The sequence below is a fragment of the Pseudomonas sp. GM48 genome (genome assembly GCF_000282335.1).
GTDB lineage: Bacteria > Pseudomonadota > Gammaproteobacteria > Pseudomonadales > Pseudomonadaceae > Aquipseudomonas.
In genome coordinates, this window is the sequence record NZ_AKJM01000041.1 from 18,786 (window position 1) to 43,688 (window position 24,903).

A 24,903-nucleotide genomic window follows, 5' to 3' on the forward strand; every position below is an offset into this window, starting at 1 on the left:
GGCCACTGCAGGGCAGTTCGCACTGAATGGCCGTGATTCAGAGATGCACTTCCACCGCCAGCGGCAAATGGTCAGAAAGGTGCGTCCACGGCTTGTTCCCGAGTATTTGCGGCTCATGGCTGCTGGCGTTGCGCAGGTAGACGCGGTCCAGGCGCAACAAGGGAAACCGTGCGGGGTAGGTTTTGGCCGGCCGGCCATGGTGGCGTTCGAAGGCTTCGTGCAAGTCATCGCGGCGGGCAAGGGCGGCGTTGCCCTGCATTTGCCAGTCGTTGAAGTCGCCGGCAATGATCACCGGCGCCTGGTCAGGCAGGGACTCGAGGAGTTGGCAGAGCAACTGCAATTGCAGCTGACGATGACTTTCCAGCAGGCTGAAGTGAACGCAGATGGCATGCACTTCGCTATGCCCCGGTACGTCCAGCACGCAGTGCAGCAAACCGCGGCGCTCCGGACCGGTAATGGAAACATCCAGGTTTCGGTACTCGCGGATCGGGTATTTCGACAGCAGGGCATTGCCATGATGACCGGCGGGATAGACAGCATTGCGCCCATAGGCGAAGTCGCTCCACATGCTGTCGGCAAGGAATTCATATTGCGAGGTTTGTGGCCAATCGTTGTAGCGCGAGGAGTGGCGCTCGTGCTCGCCGACCACTTCTTGCAGAAACACCAGGTCTGCCGAGGTACTGCGCACCGCTTCACGCAATTCGGGGAGGATGAAGCGCCGGTTGAGTGCGGTGAATCCCTTGTGGGTGTTGACCGTCAGCACTCGAAGCCGATGGATGGCCGGGGGTGTGTTCAATGGCATTGATTCGGCTGTCTGCCGTGTTGAATGACTGGCCACATGCGCTCCTCTGATTCAGGGCTGCCTATGTATGCGACTGACGCATGGACGGGCAGTTCAGTTTGCCTTTAACGCCAACGCGCCAAATCTGACGCTCTGCGGCGCACGGAGTTTGTGTTTTCAGCGCCGGCGGCCAATGCCCCCTGTAGGAGCGAGCTTGCTCGCGATAAACCGGAGAACACCGCGGGGCGCCTGCCAACCAGCGTTATCGTTGACGACCATCGCGAGCAAGCTCGCTCCTACAGAAAAGCGCTGTGGGCTTAGACGAAGACGATTTCATAAGGCAAACGGATGCGCTCCAGTAGCGCTCGAGGCAGCAACGGCGCGAGGCCGATGGCCGGTTCGCCATCGAGTTGGCTGGCGTAGGCGTGGGTGGCGTGGCTCTTGCGGGCGACGGTCCAGGTATCTAGGCGCACCTTGCGTGCACGATGCCAGGGAATCAGTTCGCGGTCCCGTGCCGGCCAGTGCCAGGCCCAGAGCGGTACGTCGTTGTAAGTTGCCCCTGCGCTGGCCGCTGCTCTGGCGCTGGCGCGGCCAACGGTGTCGTGGTCGACGTTACCGTCCTCGCGCCAGGTGCTGAACACCACATCGCCGGGGCGCAGGTAGCGAGTGATGAATCGGGTAATCTGTTCTTCGTATTCCACCAGCGCGTTGTCGGTAAACCCGCCACGAATCCACTTCAGGCTGTGCATCGGCAACCCGAGCCGGCGTATGGCTTCGACGCTTTCCTGGGGACGAAATACGCTGAGGCGTTTTTCCGACCACTGCCGAGAGCCCGGATGGCTGGCGCTGCCGTCGGTGATCGAGATCAATTGCAGTGGGTGGCCCAGGTTGCTGAGCAATTGCAGGAGGCCGCCGCAGGTCACGACTTCATCGCCGGGGTGCGGGGCAATGAGCACTGCGCGTGCGCCGGTGGGTACCAGGGTTTGGGTGCTGATGACCGGAATGTTGTCCAGTTGCGGGGCACTGTTCCAGATCTGTGATGGCAGGCTGGCTTCGCTGACGGAAACGGATTTCATGGGTACCACGTCCTTGTTTTGCTTCGCCTTCAGTCGTGCACGGTGCAGGCCCGGCAGACCCGTGAGGGCTCGTTGATAGCAATGTGCGACAAGCCAAACCCGGGATTGCCACGCATCGAGTATTGCTCATGTAAGGCTATTCGTCGCGTCGCGAAGTTATCCAAAATGATTTTTCCGCTCTGCGGTGCTGGCGCCATTAATGCGTGGTGTCTCCTTATTCTTCTTCCTCATGCTGCAACTCGAACAGCAGCAATGAGCGGCCGGTGACCGAGTACTCATGGCCAAACTCCAAGCGTTCCTGGCCGTGGATCGACGGCTGGTTAGTGTCGATCATGCACGTCCAGAAACCGCCGTCAGGCACTTCCGGCAGCCGGAAATTAACGATGTCGTGATGGGCATTGACCACCAGCATCAACGTCGCATCCGCGCCTTTGCGGCGTATACCGGTTTCCTGGGCACGGCCATCGAGCAGCATGCCCAGGCAACGATTGTGCGCATCGTGCCAATGCTCGGTGGTCATTTCCGTGCCATCCGGCGCCAGCCAGGTCACGTCCTTGACGCCGATGTCCTCGTTGTAACTGCCCACCAGGAAGCGTCCACGGCGCAGGACCGGATACGTCAGGCGCAACTTGATCAGGCGTTTGACGAACTTGAGCAGGGCCTTGCCGTCTTCGCTGAGGTTCCAGTTGACCCAGCCGATCTCGCTGTCCTGGCAGTACGCATTGTTGTTGCCGTCCTGGGTGCGGGCGAATTCGTCGCCGGCCACCAACATCGGCGTGCCCTGGGCCAGCAGCAGGGTGGCGAAGAAATTGCGCATCTGCCGATGCCGCAGCGCATTGATTTCGGGATCGTCGGTGGGGCCTTCGGCGCCGTGGTTCCATGACAGGTTGTTGTTGCTGCCGTCCTGATTGTCTTCGTCGTTGGCTTCGTTGTGTTTGTCGTTGTACGACACCAGGTCATTGAGGGTGAAACCGTCGTGGGCGGTGACGAAATTGACCGATGAGTAGGGCCGGCGGCCACGTTGATTGAACATTTCGCCCGAAGCGGTCAGGCGGCCGGCAAAGTCCGCCAGTTGCCCGTCGTCGCCTTTCCAGAACGCACGCACGGTGTCGCGGAATTTGTCGTTCCATTCGACCCACCCCGGCGGAAAGCGCCCGACCTGGTAACCGCCGGGACCGCAGTCCCAGGGTTCGGCAATCAGTTTGACCTGGCGCAGCACCGGGTCCTGACGGCAGGCCACCAGGAAACTGTGGCGTTCGTCGAAGCCGTCGTGATAACGCCCGAGGATGGTCGCCAGGTCGAAGCGAAACCCGTCCACGTGCATCTCCGAGGCCCAGTAGCGCAGGGAGTCGGTGACCATTTGCAGCACGCACGGGTGGCTCAGGTCCAGGGTGTTGCCCGTGCCGGAATCGTTGATATAGAAGCGCTTGTCATCCGCCTTCAGGCGGTAGTAGGACGCGTTGTCGATGCCGCGCATGGACAGGGTCGGGCCTTGTTCGTTGCCCTCGGCGGTGTGGTTGTAGACCACGTCGAGAATCACCTCCAGGTTGGCTTCGTGCAGGTGCGCAACCATTTCCTTGAATTCGGCAATCTTGCCGCTGGCCAGGTAACGCGGATCGGGGGCGAAGAACGCAATGCTGTTGTAGCCCCAGTAATTGGTCATGCCCTTGTGCAGCAAATGCTGGTCGTTGACGAACGCGTGGATTGGCAGCAGTTCCACGGTCGACACGCCGAGCTTGCGGATGTGTTCCACCACATCATCGACCATCAACCCGGCAAAGGTGCCGCGCTGGTTTTCCGGGACGGCAGGGTGACGCATGCTGAAGCCGCGCACGTGGGTTTCATAAATGATCGTCTTGTCCCACGGCACGCTGACACGATGATCGTGGCCCCAGGTGTGTGCCGGGTCGATGACCTTGCACTTGGGCACGAAGGGCGCGCTGTCCCGCTCATCGAAGCTGAGGTCGGCGTCGGGGTGGCCGATGGTGTAGCCGAACAGCGCTTCGGACCATTTCAGCTTGCCGACCAGTTGTTTGGCATAGGGGTCGATCAGCAGTTTGTTGGGGTTGAAGCGATGGCCGTTGGCCGGGTCGTAGGGACCGTACACGCGATAGCCGTAGATCAGCCCCGGATGGGCGTCGGGCAAGTAGCCGTAATAGATCTCGTCGGTGTATTCGGGCAGTTCGATGCGTTCGAGTTCCACCTCGCCGGTGTCGTCGAACAGGCACAGTTCAACCTTGGTGGCGTGGGCGGAAAACAGGGCGAAGTTGACTCCCAGTCCATCCCAGGTGGCGCCCAGCGGGAAGGGCAGGCCTTCGCGGATTCGCGTGGCCTCGGCACGAGGGGCTGGCGCGGCGGCTTTCTTTGGACTGGTCATAAGTGCTCCTGGCTACAAATACTCGCTGATCAGCATTGCAACCTGTGGGAGCGGCGGTGCGACGATTCGACTTGCTCGCGAAGGCGGTGTGTCAGTCGCAATTGATTCGCCTGAGACGACGCCTTCGCGAGCAAGCCCGCTCCCACAGGTTTGTTGTTGGCAGCGCGAATGGGTCAGACCGCTGGCGGTTTTCGCGCCGCCCGGGGCTTTTTCTCGACGGCCTTTTCTCCTGGAGGGATGACTTTCGAAGCCGCCGCCGGTTTGGCTTTGGTCTTTGGCGCAGCGGTCTTGCCGTTGAGTGTCTTGTCCGGGCCAAGTTTTGCGTCGCCGGTTTTCTTCGGGGCTGCCTTGCTGGCGGCGGTCTTTGGGGATTTGCGCGGGGCCAGGGCTTCGGCTTCTGCCAGTTTGCACGCCATCTCCCAGTGGCGGGCCTCCTGACCTTCGGGTTTTCCTTCGGACTCCCAGATCTGATAGGCGAATTCGCGGATGCGTTTATCGTCGGTACTCATCGCAATGCTCCTGAACTGAACTCAAGTGTGGGTTGTTTGAATAATCAGATTGACCGGGAAATCCCCCAGCGCGGCGCAGACCGGCAGTTCCCTGTGTTTTGTGACTGTGATGCCGGAAAAAAGTCCCTGCAGATGCTCGTCAGGGACGGTGAACGGCAATTTGACCCGGGTATCGCCCCACAGCGGCGCGTGGATCTGTGGATTGGCACTGTTTTCCTGCAGTTCGGCACACCGTATCGGCACAATCACGATGGCGCGTTTTCCCCCCCGTTCACGGACAAAACCCAGCACTCGATGGGCCTCGCTGCCCACCACTTCCAAGGCCTGGTAAGTGCCACGCCGAAACAGCTCGGCATGCTCGGCACGCAGGTTCAAGGTGCGCGCAATCAAGGCTTGCTTGATCCGCCCGTCACGCCAGTTCGCCAGCAGGTCAGCTGGATCAACCGGTGGTTGCATCGCCTGCTGGCGGCGGGTGTAATCCACCGGGCGACGGTTGTCCGGATCGACCAGGCTGAAGTCCCAGAAATCGTTGCCCTGATAAAGGTCCGGCACGCCGGGCACGGTCATGCGCAGCAAGGTTTGCGCCAATCCGTTGAGCGCGCCGGGAACGGCAATCGATCGGGCAGCCTTGGCGAGGGCGGTGCGCAACAGCTCACCTTCTGGGCTGAGCAACAGGCGCCGGATGAAATCTTCGGTCGCTTGCTCGTAAGGGTCATTGGGCGCGCTCCAGCTGCTTTGCAGTTTGGCTTCGCGCAGGGCCTTGCGTTGCCACTGCCAGAGGCGTTTGGCGTAATCCTCGAGCGCCGGCGGGTTATCGATATCCAGCTCCAGCGGCCAACTGCCGAGGATCGTTTGATACAGAATCAACTCATCGCCCGCCGACGGCACTTGATCGTCATCGCGCAGTGGCCGGGCGAGGGCGCGCCACAGGCCGATCTGGTCGGCATACCAGGTACTGCGTTCACTCAGTACCGCCAGCCGCGCCCGTGAATCCTCGCCACGCTTGTGGTCGTGGGTGGCGCTGGCCAGCAGGTTGTCCGGGAAGGTTTCGAGGCGCTCGATGCAGGCCTGATGAAAGTCGGCGACCGCTGCGCTGAACTGTTCGGTGTTGAAGCCCACGTCATTGCGCGAGAGCAGGACTGCCGAACGATAGAACGCAGTGTCTTCCACCGCTTTCGCCGCTGCCGGCGAGGTCAGTTGCTGGAAACGTACGCAGGCGTGCTTGAGGCGTTTGCGCTGGCGACCGGCCGGGCGCTGCCGCCAGGGCTCACCGCCGAGCCAGCCGGCCAGGCAGTCGAGCACCGGCCAGTCTGCCTCGCCCAGGGTTTGACGGGCGCCGTCCATGGCCTGCCGGAAAAACACCTCGTCTTGGGCCGAACGGCCAAGGGCGCTGATGTAGGTGCGGTACACCGGGAAGTGCACGATCAGCGCCTGCAAGGCCCGGCGAATGGCGCCGAGGGTCAGGTCGCGGGTCATGAGATTGTCCCGGGCCACTTGCAGCAAGGCTTGGGCGACGCTTTCGAAATCCCCGGCCAGGGAACCGTTGAGGATTTGCTGGCGGGCCAGTTGTGCTTCCCGGGAGAAATCGGCGGGCCGCTCGCTGTGACTCTGCCAGAGTCTGGCCAGTGTCTGCGCGCCCCGTGGGTCGTGTTGCAGCAGTGACAACTGGTTCATGAATTCGTAACCGGTGCTGCCGTCCACCGACCAGTCGCGATGCAGGGTTTCGCGTTCGCCGAGGATCTTCTCGACATAGATGGGCAAGTGGCGGCCCGCTGACAGGCTGTCCACCCGACGGCGCAGTTTGCGGCAGTAGCCCCGCGGGTCGGCGAGGCCGTCGATATGGTCGATGCGCAACCCGTCGATCAGCCCTTGCGCCACCAGTTGGAAGATCTTCGCGTGGGTGGCTTCGAACACCGCCGGGCGCTCGACGCGCAGACCACCGAGTTCATTGATATCAAAGAAGCGTCGCCAGTTGATGTCATCGGCGGCGGTGCGCCAACTGGCGAGGCGATAGCTCTGGCGTTCCAGCAGGTTGTGCAGGCGCCGCAAGCCTTCGCCGGTGTGTGAGTCGTAGTTTTTCAAGTGTTGCTCGATGGCTTGAGCAATGAGCGGATCGCTGACCAGATCGCGCAGTTCTGCTTTCAGCGGCATGGCCAGGCTGTGGGCATCGGTCTGGTAGCTCAAAGTGCTGAAGCGATCGGCAAGGTTCTTGAGTTGTTCGGCCTGTTGCGCATCAAGCGGTGCATCGACCCTGAGCAATTCGCCGTAATCGCTTGGGCAAATGGGAAAGCGGTGTTCGTAGTGCTCGACATGGAACGTGCCGTGCCAGGCATCGAATCGCAAGGGCAGGGTGCCGTCCTGCAACGCGACGCCGTAGTCGCTGCTCAGAAATGGCAGGAGCAACTGGCCTTCCATCAACGGATCGGGGGAGTGCCACTGGATATCGAAAAACTCGCCATAGGGGCTCAGGCGCCCCCACTCCAACAAATCCAGCCACCAGGGATTATCACTGCCGCCGACCGCCATGTGGTTGGAGACGATGTCGAGGATCAAGCCCATGTTCTGCCCGTGCAAGGCGCTGACCAGACTGCGCAGCGCCGCCTCACCACCCAGTTCCGGGTTGACCCTGGTCGGGTCCACCACGTCATAGCCATGCATCGACCCGGCGCGGGCGCGCAACAGCGGGGAGGCATAGACATGGCTGATGCCGAGGCGGGCGAAATACGGCACCAGTGGCACCGCATCTTCCAGCGTGAAGCCTTTATGAAATTGCAGCCGCAAAGTGGCGCGCAGCGGGCGGGTCAGCACTTGAGTCATCGATCACGCTCGGCCGCCTGCAGTCGTGCACAGGCGAGCAGTTCCAGACGTCGTGCCGCATCCGGTCCATCGAGCAGGGCTTCGCTGTAACCGGGCAAGCGCCGCGACCAGTTGGGGTGGGTATCGATCGTGCCGGGCAGATTGGCCTGTTGTTCCACGCCAAGCGCATCTTCCAGCGGCAGCAGCACCAGTGGCGCCCGGGTATGACCGAGAAAACGCACGCTGGCATCGAGCACCTGGTCGGTTTCGTGGGACTCTTCGCGAAAGTTTTGCGGGTCCTGGCTCAACGCCCGGCGCAGGCCTTCGCGCTCACGTTCACGGTGCTGGCGCCATTCGATTTCAGCGCTGGCATCGACCAGGCCGAGCCGGGCGTTCCAGTCGATATCGCGGCCATGCCACCAGCCGTTGAGGGTGGGCAGGTCATGGGTGCTGGTGGTCGCCAGGGCGTTGTCCGGCCAGTCAAGGATGGGTTTGAAGTGCGTGTTGTCCTGTTCGAACAGCAGTACCCGCATGCCGAGTATCGAACGGGCGATGAGTTTTTCCCGCAGGCCGTCCGGCACGGTGCCGAGGTCTTCGCCGAGGACGATAGCTTGATGGCGATGGGATTCCAGGGTCAACAGACGCAGCAGATCGTCCACCGGGTAATACAGATAAGCACCGTCGGCCGGTGGCGAGCCGTTGGGGATCACCCACAAACGCTGCAAGCCCATGACGTGATCGATGCGCAAGCCACCGGAGTGGGCGAAATTCGCCCGCAGCATTTCGATGAAGGCCCGGAAGCCATTGCGCACCAGGCCTTCAGGGGAGAACGCGGAAATCCCCCAGCCCTGGCCACTGCGGTTGAGAATGTCCGGTGGCGCACCGACGGTGAGTGAGGCAAGCAGTTCGTCCTGCCGGCTCCAGGCCTGGCTGCCGCCGCCATCGGCGCCGACGGCCAGGTCGGCGATCAGGCCGATACTCATGCCGCTGGCGCGGGCGGCGGTTTGCGCGCGCTCCAGGCAGCGGGTGATCAGCCACTGACAGAAGGCGAAGAAGCCGATGCGTTCGGCATTCTCTTCGGCAAATGCCGCCAGTTCGGCGCTGCGCGGGTTGCGCCAGGGTTCGGGCCACTGCCGCCAGTCGAGGTGTTCACCGCGGGCGGCGCGAGCCTCCTGGATGGCTTCGAAGCGGCAGTGGTTTTCCAGTGCTTCACCAGCGGCGTGACGAAAACTGCTGAAGTCTTCGTGCAACGGGTGTTCGCCGTGGACGAAACCCTCGTACAGCGATTGCAACAACCGATGCTTGGCTTCGGCGGCGGCCGGCCAGTCAATCAACGGACGCTCTTCCAACTCCTTGAGTTCTTTTGCCAGTCCGGTTGCATCAATGGCGGTACGCAGTGCGCGTTCGCCGAGAATGGTGCCGGGGGCGCAGTAAAGGCTGTTGAGAAACAAGCGGCTGGACGGCGAATACGGACTGTAGCGCCGGGTGTCACTGGAAAACATCGCATGCAGCGGGCTGATCGCCAGCGCCTCGGCACCACGCTCACCGGCCACCCGGGCGAGGTCTTCCAGTGCCTGGGTGTCACCAAATCCGCCATCGCCGGGGCGGCGCAATCCATACAACTGCACGCTCAGGCCCCAGGCGCGCGGGATCGGATTATCCACGGCATCGGCCACGCTGTAGCAACGGGCCGGGGCCACTGCCAGGGTGAAGGTTTGTCCGTCGATGTTGACCTGTTGATAGCCGACCGGTATCAGCCCCGGCAACGCGGCGTTGGCGTCCAGTTTCAGGTCGAGCCGCGAACCGTCTTCGAGGTGGATGTCGCAAGGGGTTTCAGGCTCGAAGTAACGTGACAGATCCAGGCCCACTCCCACATCGGCGGTGATCAAAGGCGGCAAGCGGTGCGTTTGTTGCGCCGCCTGCAATTCCAGCAGGCTGGCGTCGATTTCCTGGGCACTGCCGGCCGGGTGACCAAGGCCGGTCAGCACATTGCGCAACACTGAAGGCGGGACTTTTTGCGGGCGACCGTTGGCGTCGATCCAGTCGACCGCGAGGCCGGCACGGCTGGCCAGGATTTCCAGTTGCGCATCACTCATGGACGCTCTCCATACGAGGTAGCAAGGGGGGCTGCGGCGGCGAGGCTGACGAGCGCGCAATACGGGGCAAGGGTGCCTTGGGCCAGCAGGTCGGTGCTCTGTGGCGGGTATTCGAACAACTGCGCGGCACCGGACTGTGAGGTGTGGACTACGGGCCTGTCGCTGAGGTTCAGGTCAATGCGCAGTTGGCTGCCATCGCCCAAACGCCAGGCTGCGCTGACCGCGCCTTCGCCCAGTACGTCGCTGCCCAGTGCCTGGGCGCCCGGCAGGCGCGGGATGATGTGCCGGTGACGAATCTGCAACAGTCGGCAATACAGGTCGTGCATCTCGCAATGGCCGGTCGATGGCAGGACGGGGCGGGACGCTGCAAACGTCTGCGGGTCATTCGGGTCCGGAATGTGTTCGCGCAGGTTAGGGTCCGCAAACGTGCTGAACGCAGCGAACTCATTGCGCCGGCCGTCGCGTACCCGCTTCGCCAGTTCACCATGATGGCTGGTGAAAAACAGGAAGGGTTGTTCGACGGCAAACTCGTCGCCCATGAACAGCAGCGGAATCATCGGCGACAACAGCAGTAACACCGTGGCGGCCCGCAGCGCTTGCGGATGGGCGAGTTGATGCAGGCGTTCGCCGAAGGCCCGGTTGCCGATCTGATCATGATTCTGCAAAAACAGGATGAATGCGCCGGGCGGCAAATGCCCGCTGGGTTCACCGCGCACTACACCATGGCGGTTGAGATGGCCCTGGAACGCGAAACCCTGGCTCAGGCAGCGCGCCAGTTGTTCGGTGGGGCTTTGCGCGTAGTCGGCGTAATAGGCTTCGGTTTCGCCTGTCAGCAATACATGCAAGGCGTTGTGGCCGTCGTCATTCCATTGCCCGTCGTAACCCTGTTCGAGCAGGCTGGCCTGGTTGTGTTCGTTCTCCACCATCAGCCAGACATGCCGCGCCGGTCCTGTCTGCTGGCGTACCCGTCGTGCCAGTTCCTGGAGGAAATCCGGGTCTTCGATGGCGTGCACCGCGTCCAGGCGTAAACCGTCGAAGCGGTATTCCAGCAGCCACATCAAGGCGTTTTCGATGAAGAAATCCCGTACTTCGCGGCGCCGGAAGTCGATGGCGGCGCCCCACGGGGTGTGTTGGTCTTCGCGGAAGAAACCCTTGGCATAACGATGCAGGTAATTGCCATCCGGACCGAAGTGGTTGTAGACCACGTCGAGAATCACCGCCAGGCCGTGGCCGTGGGCGGTGTCGATCAAGTGCTTGAGCTGCTCGGGTGAGCCGTATGAAGCCTGGGGTGCGTAGGGCAGGACGCCGTCATAACCCCAATTACGCTCACCGGGAAACTGCGCGATGGGCATCAGTTCGATCGCGGTGACGCCCAGTTCGACCAGCCGCGCCAGGTGCGTCTCGACGGCACTGAAGCCGCCGAGCGCACCGACGTGCAACTCGTAGATCACCGCCTCGTTCCACGGCCGTCCCAGCCATGTACTGTGTTGCCACGTATAGGCCAGCGGATCGACCACCACACTGTGCCGGTCGATATCGCCGGCCTGAGCGCGGGAGGCAGGGTCGGGCACCTCCAGCTCACCATCGATGCTGTAGCGGTAACGCGTGCCTGCCGGGCAGCGGGTGTTGCTCACGAACCAGCCGTCGGCCTGGGGCAGCAACGGCAAGGACTGTCCATTTTCCAGTTCGACACTGACGTAAAACGCATCTGGCGCCCACAACGCGAATCGCGTGTGCTCGGCATCCAGCATGATTGCGCCGTGGGGCCAGGTCTCAAGGGTCCGTAACGGCATCTTGCAAGCCTCTTACTGTTTGTGCGATTTCCCCAGCGCTTTCGCCACAAGCTGTTCGTAGAGTTCGGCGTAGGGTTCGACCGCCTTGCACCAGTTGAACGGCGCTGCCATGGCCCGGCAGCGCATGGCATGCAGCAGGTCGGGGAAGGCGAACACCTTGAAGGCACGGCTCAGGGCTTCCTGGTAGCTCTGCACGGTGGATTCATCGAACAGGAAACCGGTCACGCCGTTTTCGATGGTGTCGGCCAGGCCACCGGTATTGCGCGCCACCGGCAACGAACCGAAGCGCTGGGCGTACATCTGGCTCAGGCCGCACGGCTCGTAACGCGAAGGCATCAGCAGGAAATCGCTGCCAGCGAACATGCGCCGGGCGTCGGTTTCGTTGAAGCCGATGCGCACGCCGATTTGCCCCGGGAAACGCAAAGCCAGTTCGCGCATTGACTGTTCTTCTTCCGGTTCGCCACGACCGATGATCGCAATCTGGCCGCCGGATTTGACGATGTACTCGGAGACCGCTTCGGTGAGGTCCAGGCCTTTCTGGTAGACCAGACGCGAAACCACGGCGAACAGCGGTCCTTCGGAATCTTGCAGGCCGAACAGCTCCCGGACATGGGCGGCGTTCACGGCCTTGCCATCCCAGTCGCCGATTTCGAACGGGCAGAACAGGTGCGGGTCGGTCGCCGCATCCCAGCTTTCATCGATGCCGTTGGGAATTCCGCTGAGCAGGCCTTGCTGGGTCTTGGCGGCGAGAAAACCGTCGAGGCCGCAGCCGAAGTCCGGGGTGGTGATTTCCTGGGCGTAGGTCGCACTGACCGTGGTGATGTGGCTCGAGTAGGCCATGCCGGCCTTGAGGAACGACATCTTGCCGTAGAACTCCATGCCTTCCTGTTGCAGCGCGTGATGGGGAATGCCCAGTTCGGGGCACGAGCCCAGGCTGATCACGCCTTGATAGGCCAGGTTGTGAATGGTGAATAGCGTCGGCGTGCGCTGCCCACGCCAGTGCATGTAGGCCGGGGCCAGGCCAGCCGGCCAGTCGTGGGCGTGCACCAGATCCGGGCACCAGTGGATTTGCGCGAGGTTGGCAGCAATATCGGCAGCTGCCAGGCCGAGGCGGGCGAAACGGATATGGTTGTCCGGCCAGTCGCGGCCGTTGTTGGCGCCGTAGGGCGAACCTTCGCGCTCGTAGAGTTCGGGGCAGATCAACACGTAAATGACCAGACCGTCGGGCATGTCCATGCGCCCGATCTTGCACGGTGGCAACGCGGCATGACCGCCGAGCTCACCGATGATATGAATGGGGTTCTCGCTGTGCAGTACCTGCGGGTAACCCGGGATCAGCACCCGCACATCGTGCAGATGGGCCATGGCCCGTGGCAGCGCCGCGGAAACGTCGCCCAGGCCACCGGTTTTCACCAGATCGGCAATTTCCGAGGTGACGAACAACACTTTTTTACGGTTCGGATTCTGCTTGGCTACCGGGGCCGGCGTCCTGGTGCCAGGAACGCTGACGGGTTGGGTGTTTGCGGCAGTTACGGCGCTCGACTCGCCGATCTGATGAGCACGCTCTCCCTGTATTTCCAAAGCCGTACTGATCATATGAATCTCCCGTGTTGTTGATCTAATTCTTAGGTCTGGCAAACGGTGTTTCACGGCCAATTCCCGTGGCCGGGCGCAAACGCGCTACGCATCATTGAGCAAGCGCTGCCCAATGCGTCGAAGCAAAAGGGGTGAATGAGCCATTGCAAAGATTGCACCAGTCGCAACGCACCTTCTTTTCAGATGACCGATCGGGATTGGAAAAAGTTTCGACTATTTTTCCACTTTGTGACCGATCGGTTTCGTCTTGAGAAAATGAGTCTAGGCCAGAACTTAGAGCGGTAAAGGCCAGATGGCAAAATTGTTCGACAATCGGTTTGTAGCGGTACGGACGTGCCTGTTCGAGGTGCAAACTCCCCGACGAAGTGCAGGTTTTTTTGCGTTTTTGCCTCAAAAAGTCACTGGGCAGTCACATAAATGTGCGACGCGTTTTGCGGGCTTTGCACTGTTGTGGTGCGCGCTTGGCAAGTCCCGCATTTGGCCGAACCACTGCCTTACAGCCCACCTTGGTGCCTTGTTATAGTTCGGGTCTCATTTTTGCCCGCAAAAGGATCACTGGCATGTCTCAGTACAGCGCGTTCAACGTCGAACTGGTCGATAAAATCGCCCATGTGCAGATCAACCGTCCGGAGAAGATCAACTCGATGAACGCTGCGTTCTGGAGCGAGATCGTCGAGATCTTCCAGTGGATCGACGACACCGATGAAGTGCGCGTGGTGGTCCTCAGCGGGGCAGGCAAGCATTTTTCCTCGGGTATCGACCTGATGATGCTGGCCGGTGTGGCCAATGAATTGGGCAAGGACGTGGGGCGCAATGCGCGCCTGTTGCGGCGCAAGATCCTTAGCCTGCAAGCGTCGTTCAACGCGGTCGATAACTGCCGCAAACCGGTGCTTGCGGCCATTCAGGGTTACTGCCTGGGTGGCGCCATCGACCTGATTGCCGCGTGCGACATGCGTTATGCCGCCGGGGACGCACAATTTTCGATCAAGGAAATCGACATCGGCATGGCCGCCGACGTCGGCACATTGCAACGCTTGCCGCGGATCATCGGTGACGGCATGCTGCGCGAACTGGCTTACACTGGTCGCACGTTCGGTGCCGACGAAGCGCAGGGCATGGGCCTGGTCAATCGCGTCTACAGCGACAACGCCAGCCTGCTTGACGGCGTCATGGGCATTGCCCGTGAAATCGCCAGCAAGTCGCCGATCGCCGTCACCGGCACCAAAGAGATGATCAGTTACATGCGTGACCATCGCATCGATGACGGCCTTGAATACGTCGCTACCTGGAACGCCGCCATGCTGCAATCCACCGATCTGCGCGTGGCCATGGCCGCCCATATGAGCAAACAGAAACCCGAATTTCTGGATTGATTAACCATGATTCCTCGCTGGACCACCGCAGTACTGGACACCGACCAACCCGGAGGCTGGGCCGTTGCGCGCAGCCCCGAAGGCTTTCTGTTCGATGACAATGGCGCTCTTTTTCCGCGCGAATGGTTAAAGCGTCAGGACCTGTCGATCCTCGCTGAGCATGGCATCGGTCATCTGGATGGCGAGCCGGTCTACCTCCTGGAACTGCGCAATCACAGCGAAGTGCCGGGTTGCAACTGGAAAGGCCTGCGGGCGTTCATGCTGGAAGGCGATCACACGGTCTACAAGGTACTCGGTTACGCCGCACAGATCGGCACCTGGGCCCGCGAACACCGCTTTTGTGGCAATTGCGGGCAGGTGACCCATCAGGTGGTGCGTGAACGGGCGATGTACTGCGAACCCTGTGACTTGCGCTATTACCCGCGAATCTCACCGAGCATGATCGTGCTGGTGACTCGCGGCGATGAGATTCTGCTGGGGCGTTCGCCGCGCTTCGTGCCGGGTGTCTATAGCACCCTGGCCGGGTTTGCCGAGCCGGGTGAATCGGCCGAGGACTGCCTGATTCGCGAGGTCCGTGAAGAGGTGAGCATCGAGGTCAGGAACATCCAGTACCTGGGCAGCCAGTGCTGGCCGTTCCCGCATTCGATGATGCTCGGTTTTCATGCCGAATACGCCGGTGGCGAGATCGTCTGCCAGGAGGACGAGATCGAAGACGCCCAGTGGTTCAACGTTCGCGACCTGCCGCCGTTGCCGGCGTCACGCTCGATTGCCCGTTACCTGATCGACGTCTATGTGGCGCGGCGTTTAGGCCACGCTGAACCAGTGCTGCCAGGCTAGGCGCACGGTCAGGCCCAACACCACGGTGATGAACACCGGACGAATGAATTTCGCACCGCCGCTGATGGCGGTGCGGGCGCCGAAGAAGGCGCCGACCATCAACGATGAGCCCATGCACAGACCGATGATCCAGTCCACCTGACCGGAAAAGATGAAGATCGACAGCGCCGCTGCGTTACTGACGAAGTTCATGCTGCGCGCCACACCGCTGGCCTTCACCAGGTCGATGGGGTAGAGCAGCAGGCTGCTCACGGTCCAGAACGCGCCCGTACCGGGACCGGCCACGCCGTCATAGAAGCCGAGGCTGAAGCCTTGGGTCGACTGCCACTTTTTCTTGATCGGTGCGTTGCTGTCCAGCGGCGCTTTCGGCGTGCCGCCAAACAAAAGATAAACGCCGCAGGCGAAGACGATCACCGGCAGCATTTTGTTCAGCCATTCCGCCGGCAGGTAATGCGCGACCACGGCGCCGGTCAGCGCGCCGACCAGGGTGCCGACGATGGCATGCACCCATTGCGCGGGATGGAACAGTTTGCGTCGGTAGAAGGTGAAGCTGGCGACGGCCGAGCCGAAGGTCGAACTGAGTTTGTTGGTGCCCAGCACCAGGTGCGGCGGCAGGCCGGCCGTGAGCAAGGCGGGGGTGGTCAACAGACCACCGCCACCGGCAATGGCGTCGATGAAGCCGGCAACAAAAGCGACAAGGGCCAGGATGGCCAGGGTGGAGAGGTCAACGCTGAGTTCGAAAGGCATGGGATCGGCTTATTCGGCGGGTGAAGAAAGAGGCTGCGGGGAAGGGCAGCATCTTAACCACCTGCACAACACAAAACCAATGTGGGAGCGGGCTTGCTCGCGAAGGGGCCGTCAGATCCAGCATAAATGCTGGCTGACACACCGCTTTCGCGAGCAAGCCCACTCCCACATTTTGGATCAGTGTTTACAGGCCAAGATCCGACAGGCTCGGATGATCGTCTGGCCGACGCCCCAACGGCCAGTGGAACTTGCGCTCGCTTTCCTTGATCGGCATGTCATTGATGCAAGCGAAGCGGCGGGCCATCAGGCCGTCCTCGTTGAACTCCCAGTTTTCGTTGCCGTAGGAGCGGAACCAGTTGCCCGAGTCGTCGTGCCATTCATAGGCATAACGCACGGCGATACGGTTGTCGGTGAATGCCCAGAGTTCCTTGATCAGCCGATAATCCAGCTCCTTGGCCCATTTGCGGGTCAGGAAACCTTTGGCTTCTTCGCGGTTGTGGGCGAACTCGGCGCGATTGCGCCATTGGGTGTCCAGGGTGTAGGCCAGGGACACGCGCTCCGGGTCGCGGGAGTTCCAGCCGTCTTCAGCCAGGCGAACTTTCTCGATGGCCGATTCACGGGTGAAAGGGGGCAATGGCGGACGAATTTCGGCATTAGACATTTAAAGTCTCCGTATCAAGTTGATGTTCAAACATATTGTCGAGCTTGATTGAGTTGCTACAGGTCCAATAACTTTCGCGCCATGCATTGCGCATTATCGGCGGCACTGTGATCACCCGTTACAAGCGCCACGGTAATGGCACCATCGATCAGGATCAGCAGCTGTCTGGCCAGCATCTGCGGATCCTCGGCACCATGTTCGGTACACAGCTCGCACACGTAGTCGAGCAGTTTCTGTTTATGTTCTTTGGCAACCAGGCGCACCGGGTCTTGCGGGTCGCCGGTTTCGCCACTGGTGTTGATGAAGGCGCAGCCGCGGAAGCCTTCGGAGGCGAACCACGTTTGAAGTACGGTAAACAGGTTGAGCAGCCGCGCGGCCGGGGTTTGTGCCTGGTTGACTTCGGTTCGGTACCAATGCATCCAGCGCTGGTCCCGCCGTTGCAGGGCGGCCACCACCAGGTCGTCCTTGTTGGCGAAGTAGCGGTAAATGCTTTTTCTGGAGACACCGGCGGTTTTCACCAGGAGATCCATGCCAGTGGCGGCAATGCCACTTTTGTAGATCAACTTTTCGGTGACATCCAGAATAATGTCGCGTGTGTCATTGCTAGTGATTTCGTTCATGTGGCTAACAGTAGAATGATCGTTCTCCTTGGTCAATCGATATTTTTGTAGTGCCTGATAAATGGTCTTCGCGAGCAAGCCCGCTCCCACATTTGAATTACGTTCCCCTGTGGGAGCGGGCTTGCTCGCGAAGAGGGCATTACAGACAGTAACAAGACCCAAAGCTATCGATGGTGTAAGCTCTCAACCTCTTCGGATTCGACCCATTGCGAGCCCTATGCCGTTGCTTTTCAAACGCTCCCTGCTGCCCAAGCTGCGCAGTTTTCCGCTGACGCCCGATGCCGTCAGCATCCTCTCCGGCGCTGCCGAATTCCGTCGTTGCCTGCTGGAGAAAATCGCCAGCGCGACCCGGCGCATTTACATCGTTGCGCTGTACCTGCAACAGGATGAAGCCGGCCAGGAAATTCTCGATGCCTTGCACGCGGCCAAACTGGCGCGTCCGGAACTGGACGTGGTGGTGGTCGTCGACTGGCTGCGCGCCCAGCGCGGGTTGATCGGTGCCGGCAAGCAGGCGGGCAACTCCGCCTGGTATCAGGAAATGACCCGCACCCATGAAAGTGTTGTGCCGGTCTACGGCGTCCCGGTGCAAACCCGCGAACTGTTCGGTGTGTTGCACCTTAAAGGCTTCGTGATCGATGACTGCGTGATCTACAGCGGCGCGAGCCTGAACAACGTCTATCTGCACAAGTTCGACAAGTACCGCTACGACCGCTATCACCTGCTGCACAATCGCGAACTGGCCGATTCGATGCAGCACCTGGTGCAGCACGGTCTGCTGCCCTCCAAAGCGGTGCACCGCCTCGACCTGCCGAACCTGCCGACGACCCGCAGCCTGCGCAACGACATCGGTGACCTGCGCAGCCGCCTCAAGCACGCGGCGTACGACACCACGCGGGGCACCACCGACAGGACCGGTTTGTCCGTCAGCCCGCTGCTCGGCGTCGGCAAGAACAATCCGCTGAACCGGGTGATCTGCGAACTGATCGCCAGCGCCCAGCAGCAACTGACCATTTGCACACCGTATTTCAACCTGCCGCTGGCGATCATCCGCGAGATCAACCGCGCGCTGGCCCGTGGGGTGAAGATCGACATCGTGGTCGGCGACAAGACCGCCAACGACTTCTACATTCCGCCGAGCGAACCATTCCGGGTCATATCGGCGCTGCCATACCTGTACGAAATCAGCTTGCGCCGGTTTGCCAAGCGTCATCAGCGCCACATCGACAGCGGGCAGTTGAACCTGCACCTGTGGCGTGATGGCGACAACACCTATCACCTCAAGGGCATGTGGATCGACCGGCGCTATACCTTGCTGACCGGCAACAACCTCAATCCGCGGGCGTTTCGACTCGATCTGGAAAACGCCTTGTTGATCGATGATCCCCATGGCGAACTGCTGGAGCCGCGTGGCAAAGAGCTGGCGGAGATCTTCCAGCACACCCGGCGAATCGAGCACTTCCAGAACCTGGAAACCCTCGCCGAATATCCGGTGGGCGTCGCCAAGTTCCTCAAGCGCGTGAGCCGTGTGCGGATCGAGCGGTTGCTCTACCGCATCCTCTGAAAAAGATCGCAGCCTGCGGCGACTGACGCCTTCGCGGGCAAGCCCGCTCCCACAGGGATCTTTGTCGTACACAAACTCTGTGTTCGCTGAATAACCTGTGGGAGCGGGCTTGCTCGCGAAGGCGTTTTCACTTTCAGTACATCAACGACAGGCACACTGCTTTCGCGAGCAAGCCCGCTCCCACAAGGGATCTGCGTTGAGGTAGCGGTTTCAGCTAATATGCCCCCCACTCGAACAAGAACAGGGCTTGCCGCGATCCATGTCGGAAAAAGACACCATCTCCATTCAACTGGTGCGTGAAGCACTGTTGCAAAGCTGCGCGCCGGGAATCGCCACGCAAGAGGTGTTGAACAAGGTTGGCATCGACCCACAGCTGTTGGGCAACACCGACGCCCGCGTGCCGGCCACTGCTTATGCGCGTCTGTGGCGCTTGCTGGCATGGCGCGGGGATGACGAGTTTTTTGGCATGGACCCACGCAAGCTCAAATCCGGCAGCTTTGCGTTTCTGTGCCGCAGCGCCATGCTCCAGCCCAACGTGGCGGCGGGACTGACCAGTGGCCTGGCGTTTCTGTCGTTGATCCTCGAACACTTGCCGGCGCAGTTGGTGCGCCAGCAAAGCCTGGCGGAAATTGTCCTGCTGGAAGACGACAAAGACCCGCGCCGGGCCTTCACCTATTTCACCTACTGGATGATCGTCCACGGCGTTGCCTGCTGGCTGGCAGGGCGACGGATTCCGATCCTGGCCATCGAACTGCGCTGTTCGAAACCGGATTTCTGCGATGACTATCAGGTGATGTTTTCCGAGAACCTGCGCTTTGACCGCCCGCGCACACGGATGATTTTCTCCGCCGATTGCCTGGACCTGCCCATCAAGCGCAGCCCTGAAGAACTCAAGCGATTCCTGGCCCATGCGCCGGCGAACATCCTGGTCAAATACCGCGATCCGCAGAGCCTGGCCAGTCGGATCAAATATGATCTACGTCACCTGCCGGCAGAACACTGGCCGGAAACCGAAGCCCTGGCGCAAGGTCTGTGCATGTCGGCTTCAACCTTGCGCCGCCGTCTGGCCGAAGAAGGGCAAACCTATCAAGGTCTCAAGGACAGCGTGCGCAAGGAACTGGCGATTGTCTGGCTGGCCGAGCCGGCGATCGGCTTCAGCGAAATCGCCACGCGGCTTGGGTTCGCGGACGTCAGTTCGTTCTACAAGGCATTTCGCAAGTGGTCCGGTTCCAATCCGGGGCACTACCGCAGCCTGATTCTCAATGACACCGAGTAGGTTCAGCGACGCAATGACCATTCTTCGCGAGTGATTTCCCAGACTTCCAACGGGAAGTTTCCGCTGACAAAGCTGCCTTCGTCCGTGCGAATCAAGCGCATTCCCGTGCGTTCGGAGAGTCTGCGTGAGCCGATGTTAGGTAGCGCTTTTGGCACCCGCAGCACGATGCGCCCCAGCGTGTTGAACCAGTACTCGGTGACTGCAGCGCTGGCTTCTGTCATCAATCCCTGACCCTGCCATTTCGGGCCGAGCCAGAAACCGCGATTGTTGTCCTGTTCGCTCATCAGGCTGATGTTACCGATCAACTGCTCCGGGGCCGATTTCAGGCGGATCGACCAGTGCCATTCCTCGCCACGGGCGATGGCTGGCAAGGCGTTGTCGCGCAGGTACGTCAATGCACCGTCGGCCGGATAAGGCCAAGGCACCAAGGCGTTGAGGTAGCGCACCACTTCCCAGTGCGGGAAATGTTGCTGGATTGCATCGGCGTCCGCCAGTTCCAGCGGGCGCAGGATCAGGCGCTCGGTGTAGAGCGTGGGGGTGTCGTCCATGGGGGTGTAGCTCCTTGAGTCAGGCGGTTAACGTTTGCCAGTGGTCGATCCAGGCAAGTTGAGCGTGCCACTGTCCACGAAGCGCATCGTGTTGAACACGCCACCCGAGAGTTTGCCGTGCAGGATATAAGGCATGTTGTTGAGCCTTTTCATTTGGCTGATGCCATAGGTCTGGCGGATCACCGAAAACGCCGAAACGCTGACCGGCACGCTCACGACGGTGTCGGAAAAACGCCCGATCGAGCCACCCTCATCGCTGACGCCGGAAGCGAATGGCTGGCCGTTGATGTCCAGGTCCAGCGCGATGCCGTTGTAGGTGATGGTGGTGTCATTGGGGTTCTGCACGCGGATTTTCACAGCAAAACGCACTTCCATACCCTCGCCTTGAAGGGGCTCGATACCCACGACGTTGATTTTCACCGGGTCCATATAGGGCAGCGAGGAACAGGCGCCCAGGCAGAGCAGGAGGGAAATCAGGACCGCGTGGACGCTGTGCATGGACGTGCTCTCATCTGGAAAAAGGCTGAACCGCCAGCGGCTCAGCCCTGGAGCCCGTCTAGCGGTTTGATTGTGCGACCACCGCAGCCTTTGCGGGTTCATTCCTGGTAGTCACATCGGGGTTCTGCATCACCTGAAGCACGGAGGCCTCTGGATCGAATTCATCCTCTTCCAGTTCGATGAATTCCTCGGGCAGGAAGATATTAAGAACGATAGCGCACAGCGCGCCGACGGTGATGGGCGATTCGAAAATGTTGTGCAGGGCCTTGGGCAGTTCACGCAAGACTTCCGGCACGGCGGCCACACCCAGGCCCATGCCGACGGAAATCGCCACGATCAGCATGTTTCGCCGATGCAGGCCGGCCTCGGCCAGAATCTTGATCCCGGCCACGGCGACGGTGCCGAACATCACCAGTTCCGCGCCGCCCAGTACCGGTTTAGGCATCAGTTGCAGTACCGCGCCGATCATCGGGAACAGGCCCAGCACCACCAGCAATCCTGCAATGAAAAACGCCACGTAGCGACTGGCCACGCCCGTGAGCTGGATGACCCCGTTGTTCTGGGCGAAGGTCACCATCGGCATGCTATTGAACACTGCGGCCATGGCCGAGTTGAGGCCATCGGCGAGCAGGCCGGACTTGATCCGGCGAATGTACACCGGGCCTTTGACCGGTTGCCGGGAGATCATCGAGTTGGCTGTGAGGTCACCGGCGGCTTCCAGCGGCGACACCAGGAAAATCACCGCGACCGGAATGAACGCCACCCAATCGAAAGAGAACCCGTACTTGAACGGTACCGGTACGCTCATCAGCGGGACTTCGGGCAGGCTGTTGAAGTCGACCTGCCCCATGAGCCATGCCACCACGTAACCCAGGGTCAGGCCGATGACAATCGCCCCCAGGCGCAGAAACGGCACGTCCACCCGGTTCAACACCACGATGGTTCCCAACACCAGCGCAGCGAGGGCCAGGTGACTGGCAGCACCCAGGTCCGGGGCGCCGAAGCCTCCGGCGATGTCGGTCATGGCGACCTTGATCAGCGACAAGCCCATCAGCGTGATAATCGTGCCGGTCACCACTGGAGTGATCAGCATGCGCAGTTTGCCAATGAACTGGCTCAACACCACTTCAATGAACGCGGCAAAAAAGCACACACCGAAGATGGTCGAGAGAATCTCATCGGTGCCGCCGCCCCGGGCCTTGACCATGAAGCCGGCACTGAGAATCACACTGATGAACGAGAAACTGGTGCCTTGCAGGCACAGCAGGCCGGAGCCTACCGGGCCAAAGCGCCGCGCCTGCACGAAGGTGCCCAGGCCGGAGACGAACAGCGCCATGCTGATCAGATAAGGAATTTCGCTTTGCAGGCCCAGGGCGCTGCCCATGATCAGCGTCGGGGTGATGATGCCGACGAAACTCGCCAACACGTGTTGCAGGGCGGCGAAGACGGTGGCGGTCAGGTGCGGCCGGTCATCGAGGCCGTAAATCAGGTCGCTGTGGCGTGGAGCGGGGGCTTTTTCGGAGGCGGTCATGGTGGTTTGCGTGCCAGAAGGCGGGCCGGGTCAGAAAATGGAGGCGCAGGATGCCAGAACCGCCCGGCCACGGCAAAAGAACCTCCAAAACAGCGACTTACAGTCGTGGGGCGAACACTTCGCCCACGCTGCGGCGTTTGGCGTGTAGTTGGCTGGCCTGGATCAACTGTTCGAGGTCCTCGGGCGTGACGTCATAGAACGCTTCCATCTCGGCCAACGCCAGTTTCAGGTCTTCGGCGGTGATGGCCTGGCGGTCGACCGGCGGGTGATCGGCAGGAATCCTGGCCACCGGTTCGCTGGCACGCTTGGGGTAGCGAACACGGGTCAGGTTGTTATAGGCCAGGGCACAGAGCAGCATCGTTGCAGCGCTGAGCATCACCGGCCCAATGGCTTTCCAGTCCATCGCAATGGTCGCCGGATCGGCTAATACCAGGGTTAGGGCCAATGCACCGGCCGGTGGATGCAGGCACCGCAGCCAGCACATCAGGATCAACGTCATGCCGGCGGCGAGGCAAGCGCTACCGAGGGTTCGGCCCAGCACATGGGCCACCAGCAACGCAATCACCCCGGCACTCAAGTAGCCGCCCAGAATCGACCAGGGTTGGGCGAGCGCGCCCGAAGACACGGCAAACAACAGCACCGCCGACGCCCCCAGCGGGCCGATCAGGTGCTGCGCTACCTCGCTGCCGAATACCTGGCTACAGAGCCACACGCTCATCAGTGTCCCCAAGGCCATGCCGATGGCTGCGCGGCTCCATTCGGTGGGGCGGGTATTGATGGCAGCGGGCAACCAGCGAGCAAGCATTCTGAGAAAAACTCCGGCAGGAAAAAACCAGGCAAAAAAAGGGCTTAGCTGGGAAACCCAGAAAGCCCTTGAAGGTGTTCCAACTGTTGGGGGAGGAACAGGCACAGTGTGCCGTTCAATCAAGGCACTGACAAATTCATATTAATGAGCTTTCAGTGCATTAATTTTGCTTTAAATTACCCCGTCTGCCGCTTAGGTAGCACAGCAAACCGCCCAGCGCAGCCAGTGCACTCAAGGCATAAAACATCGTCGGTGCCGGGGTGTGCATCAACATGAAGCCGCAAATCACCGGGCTCAATGCGCCGCCCAGCGCCGCAAGGTTTTGTGCGCCGTAGTAGCTGCCGCGCAGTTCTTCCGGAGCCAGGGTGTCGACGAAGAGAAACTCGGCCGGGTAAATAATGATTTCACCGAGGGTGAAGATAAACATCGCCACGCACCAGCTCACCAGACTGTCCGCCAGGCTGAAGCCGATCAGCCCGAGGATGAACAGGCCGGTGCCGGCAACAATCCATTGGCGCAGTTGCTCGCGTTTGAGAAAACGCCCGATCTGGTACTGCAACAAGATCACACTGATGGCGTTGCACGCGAGCAAGGCGGCCATGATTTCCATGGTGTGTTGCGGACTACTGGTCACCAGCAGGTACTGCGACAGGTAAAACGTAAATCGCCCGTGCACCACCGTGCTGAGCAGGCAGCCAGCGGTGAACAGGATCAGGGTGCGGTCGTTTTTCAAGGTGATCAGGGTTTTCAGAAAACTCTGCGGCTGACCGGCGGGCGGAGCATTGGCCGGCTCCCTGGGAATGCCGGTCATCAAGAAAATACTGAAAAAGGCGATGGCCGCTGCAACCAGGAACGGCGCGCTGGCAAAGGCACCGGCAATCAGCACACCGAGCATCGGCCCGACAGCGTAGCCAATGTTGGTCAGCGTATAACTCAGGGAAAACGCCTTGGCGCGCTGCCCCACCGGAAGGTTGTCGCTGAGAATCGCTTTCGAACCGATCAGGAACAGCGATGAGGCGGTTTCGGTGACGATCAAGGTGATCGTGGTCAGGTAGAGGTTTTCGGCAAAGGTCAGCAACACCAGGCCGATCGCGCTGGACGCCATCGAGAGAACAAGCAATCGGCGTTTTTCGAAGCGATCGATGATGTAGCCGCCATACAGGGAGAGCAGGGTGGCGACGAACACGGCGATGCCGAGCAGTAGCCCAACGTCCTGTTGGTTGAGGCCAAGCTTGTCGCTGACGAACAGTGTAAGCAACGGGCTGGTGATGGCGCGGCTGACGACGATGGTCAGCGAGCAGATCAGCAGGCGGCGGATGAGGGGGGAGTAAGCGGCCACAGTGGAGGGAATGTCCTTATTCGATGGGTGACGTGGGCGCTACTGTAGCAGGTGATGCAGCCTGCGTTCTGTCTGCGCATTCG

General features: G+C 60.9%; 20 protein-coding genes. 4 read left to right on the top strand and 16 right to left on the bottom strand.

Annotated elements, in window-relative coordinates:
• Positions 1 to 37: 37 nt before the first annotated feature.
• The 8 genes from PMI28_RS22060 to glgA all read right to left on the bottom strand — a co-directional run bounded on the left by PMI28_RS22060 (position 38) and on the right by glgA (position 13,024).
• Positions 38 to 802, bottom strand: a complete 765-nt coding sequence (locus PMI28_RS22060) for an endonuclease/exonuclease/phosphatase family protein (protein ID WP_050548684.1) — start codon at positions 800 to 802, stop codon at positions 38 to 40.
• 296 nt (positions 803 to 1,098) lie between these two features.
• Entirely contained in the window at positions 1,099 to 1,857 is a 759-nt protein-coding gene (locus tag PMI28_RS22055; protein ID WP_007983871.1) for a PIG-L deacetylase family protein, read from the bottom strand.
• A 214-nt stretch (positions 1,858 to 2,071) separates the two neighbouring features.
• Positions 2,072 to 4,234, bottom strand: a complete 2,163-nt coding sequence (gene glgX, locus PMI28_RS22050) for a glycogen debranching protein GlgX (protein WP_007983873.1) — start codon at positions 4,232 to 4,234, stop codon at positions 2,072 to 2,074.
• Positions 4,235 to 4,407: 173 nt separating this feature from the next.
• Positions 4,408 to 4,743: a DUF2934 domain-containing protein gene (locus PMI28_RS22045; protein ID WP_007983875.1), complete on the bottom strand. Its 336-nt coding sequence runs from the start codon at positions 4,741 to 4,743 to the stop codon at positions 4,408 to 4,410.
• Between the two features lie 21 nt (positions 4,744 to 4,764).
• Positions 4,765 to 7,560 carry a malto-oligosyltrehalose synthase gene (locus PMI28_RS22040; protein ID WP_007983876.1) on the bottom strand — a complete coding sequence of 932 codons (2,796 nt, stop codon included), beginning with the start codon at positions 7,558 to 7,560 and terminating at the stop codon, positions 4,765 to 4,767.
• Positions 7,557 to 9,635, bottom strand: a complete 2,079-nt coding sequence (malQ, locus tag PMI28_RS22035; RefSeq protein WP_007983877.1) for a 4-alpha-glucanotransferase — start codon at positions 9,633 to 9,635, stop codon at positions 7,557 to 7,559. The genes PMI28_RS22040 and malQ overlap by 4 nt, the downstream gene beginning before the upstream one ends.
• Positions 9,632 to 11,428 carry a malto-oligosyltrehalose trehalohydrolase gene (gene treZ, locus PMI28_RS22030; RefSeq protein ID WP_007983878.1) on the bottom strand — a complete coding sequence of 599 codons (1,797 nt, stop codon included), beginning with the start codon at positions 11,426 to 11,428 and terminating at the stop codon, positions 9,632 to 9,634. The genes malQ and treZ overlap by 4 nt, the downstream gene beginning before the upstream one ends.
• 12 nt (positions 11,429 to 11,440) lie before the next feature.
• Positions 11,441 to 13,024: a glycogen synthase GlgA gene (glgA, locus tag PMI28_RS22025; RefSeq protein WP_007983879.1), complete on the bottom strand. Its 1,584-nt coding sequence runs from the start codon at positions 13,022 to 13,024 to the stop codon at positions 11,441 to 11,443.
• A 560-nt stretch (positions 13,025 to 13,584) separates the two neighbouring features.
• Between glgA and PMI28_RS22020 the strand changes: the two genes are divergently transcribed.
• Together PMI28_RS22020 and nudC are read left to right on the top strand one after the other, a co-directional pair.
• Positions 13,585 to 14,397 carry a crotonase/enoyl-CoA hydratase family protein gene (locus PMI28_RS22020; protein WP_007983880.1) on the top strand — a complete coding sequence of 271 codons (813 nt, stop codon included), beginning with the start codon at positions 13,585 to 13,587 and terminating at the stop codon, positions 14,395 to 14,397.
• A gap of 6 nt (positions 14,398 to 14,403) precedes the next feature.
• Complete coding sequence (gene nudC / locus PMI28_RS22015; RefSeq protein WP_007983881.1) at positions 14,404 to 15,234, top strand: NAD(+) diphosphatase; 831 nt, start codon at positions 14,404 to 14,406, stop codon at positions 15,232 to 15,234.
• Here nudC and PMI28_RS22010 read toward each other — a convergent pair.
• The 3 genes from PMI28_RS22010 to PMI28_RS22000 all read right to left on the bottom strand — a co-directional run bounded on the left by PMI28_RS22010 (position 15,202) and on the right by PMI28_RS22000 (position 17,262).
• On the bottom strand, positions 15,202 to 15,981 hold the full coding sequence (locus tag PMI28_RS22010) for a TSUP family transporter (RefSeq protein WP_007983883.1): 780 nt from the start codon (positions 15,979 to 15,981) through the stop codon (positions 15,202 to 15,204). The genes nudC and PMI28_RS22010 overlap by 33 nt on opposite strands.
• Before the next feature lie 184 nt (positions 15,982 to 16,165).
• Positions 16,166 to 16,642, bottom strand: a complete 477-nt coding sequence (locus tag PMI28_RS22005; RefSeq protein ID WP_007983885.1) for a nuclear transport factor 2 family protein — start codon at positions 16,640 to 16,642, stop codon at positions 16,166 to 16,168.
• 56 nt (positions 16,643 to 16,698) lie between these two features.
• Entirely contained in the window at positions 16,699 to 17,262 is a 564-nt protein-coding gene (locus PMI28_RS22000) for a TetR/AcrR family transcriptional regulator (protein WP_033063146.1), read from the bottom strand.
• A gap of 217 nt (positions 17,263 to 17,479) precedes the next feature.
• Between PMI28_RS22000 and pssA the strand changes: the two genes are divergently transcribed.
• Together pssA and PMI28_RS21990 are read left to right on the top strand one after the other, a co-directional pair.
• Positions 17,480 to 18,823, top strand: a complete 1,344-nt coding sequence (pssA, locus tag PMI28_RS21995) for a CDP-diacylglycerol--serine O-phosphatidyltransferase (RefSeq protein WP_007983889.1) — start codon at positions 17,480 to 17,482, stop codon at positions 18,821 to 18,823.
• Positions 18,824 to 19,082: 259 nt separating this feature from the next.
• A complete protein-coding gene (locus PMI28_RS21990) occupies positions 19,083 to 20,099 on the top strand; it encodes an AraC family transcriptional regulator (RefSeq protein WP_007983890.1) in 1,017 nt (338 codons plus the stop codon).
• A 2-nt stretch (positions 20,100 to 20,101) separates the two neighbouring features.
• On the opposite strand, the gene PMI28_RS21985 is transcribed toward PMI28_RS21990, so the two are convergent.
• The 5 genes from PMI28_RS21985 to PMI28_RS21965 form a co-directional block, all read right to left on the bottom strand.
• A complete protein-coding gene (locus PMI28_RS21985; protein ID WP_007983892.1) occupies positions 20,102 to 20,647 on the bottom strand; it encodes a GNAT family N-acetyltransferase in 546 nt (181 codons plus the stop codon).
• 27 nt (positions 20,648 to 20,674) lie between these two features.
• Positions 20,675 to 21,145: an LEA type 2 family protein gene (locus PMI28_RS21980; RefSeq protein WP_007983894.1), complete on the bottom strand. Its 471-nt coding sequence runs from the start codon at positions 21,143 to 21,145 to the stop codon at positions 20,675 to 20,677.
• Between the two features lie 58 nt (positions 21,146 to 21,203).
• Entirely contained in the window at positions 21,204 to 22,676 is a 1,473-nt protein-coding gene (locus tag PMI28_RS21975; RefSeq protein ID WP_007983896.1) for a nucleobase:cation symporter-2 family protein, read from the bottom strand.
• Between the two features lie 97 nt (positions 22,677 to 22,773).
• A complete protein-coding gene (locus PMI28_RS21970) occupies positions 22,774 to 23,481 on the bottom strand; it encodes an HPP family protein (protein ID WP_007983899.1) in 708 nt (235 codons plus the stop codon).
• A gap of 160 nt (positions 23,482 to 23,641) precedes the next feature.
• A complete protein-coding gene (locus PMI28_RS21965; protein WP_007983901.1) occupies positions 23,642 to 24,820 on the bottom strand; it encodes an MFS transporter in 1,179 nt (392 codons plus the stop codon).
• Positions 24,821 to 24,903 lie beyond the last annotated feature (83 nt).

Coding starts and splice junctions, on each gene's coding strand:
- PMI28_RS22060 (WP_050548684.1), bottom strand. CDS start 802: ATGCCATTGAACACACCCCCGGCCATCCATCGGCTTCGAGTGCTGACG.
- PMI28_RS22055 (WP_007983871.1), bottom strand. CDS start 1,857: ATGAAATCCGTTTCCGTCAGCGAAGCCAGCCTGCCATCACAGATCTGG.
- glgX (WP_007983873.1), bottom strand. CDS start 4,234: ATGACCAGTCCAAAGAAAGCCGCCGCGCCAGCCCCTCGTGCCGAGGCC.
- PMI28_RS22045 (WP_007983875.1), bottom strand. CDS start 4,743: ATGAGTACCGACGATAAACGCATCCGCGAATTCGCCTATCAGATCTGG.
- PMI28_RS22040 (WP_007983876.1), bottom strand. CDS start 7,560: ATGACTCAAGTGCTGACCCGCCCGCTGCGCGCCACTTTGCGGCTGCAA.
- malQ (WP_007983877.1), bottom strand. CDS start 9,635: ATGAGTGATGCGCAACTGGAAATCCTGGCCAGCCGTGCCGGCCTCGCG.
- treZ (WP_007983878.1), bottom strand. CDS start 11,428: ATGCCGTTACGGACCCTTGAGACCTGGCCCCACGGCGCAATCATGCTG.
- glgA (WP_007983879.1), bottom strand. CDS start 13,024: ATGATCAGTACGGCTTTGGAAATACAGGGAGAGCGTGCTCATCAGATC.
- PMI28_RS22020 (WP_007983880.1), top strand. CDS start 13,585: ATGTCTCAGTACAGCGCGTTCAACGTCGAACTGGTCGATAAAATCGCC.
- nudC (WP_007983881.1), top strand. CDS start 14,404: ATGATTCCTCGCTGGACCACCGCAGTACTGGACACCGACCAACCCGGA.
- PMI28_RS22010 (WP_007983883.1), bottom strand. CDS start 15,981: ATGCCTTTCGAACTCAGCGTTGACCTCTCCACCCTGGCCATCCTGGCC.
- PMI28_RS22005 (WP_007983885.1), bottom strand. CDS start 16,642: ATGTCTAATGCCGAAATTCGTCCGCCATTGCCCCCTTTCACCCGTGAA.
- PMI28_RS22000 (WP_033063146.1), bottom strand. CDS start 17,262: ATGAACGAAATCACTAGCAATGACACACGCGACATTATTCTGGATGTC.
- pssA (WP_007983889.1), top strand. CDS start 17,480: ATGCCGTTGCTTTTCAAACGCTCCCTGCTGCCCAAGCTGCGCAGTTTT.
- PMI28_RS21990 (WP_007983890.1), top strand. CDS start 19,083: ATGTCGGAAAAAGACACCATCTCCATTCAACTGGTGCGTGAAGCACTG.
- PMI28_RS21985 (WP_007983892.1), bottom strand. CDS start 20,647: ATGGACGACACCCCCACGCTCTACACCGAGCGCCTGATCCTGCGCCCG.
- PMI28_RS21980 (WP_007983894.1), bottom strand. CDS start 21,145: ATGCACAGCGTCCACGCGGTCCTGATTTCCCTCCTGCTCTGCCTGGGC.
- PMI28_RS21975 (WP_007983896.1), bottom strand. CDS start 22,676: ATGACCGCCTCCGAAAAAGCCCCCGCTCCACGCCACAGCGACCTGATT.
- PMI28_RS21970 (WP_007983899.1), bottom strand. CDS start 23,481: ATGCTTGCTCGCTGGTTGCCCGCTGCCATCAATACCCGCCCCACCGAA.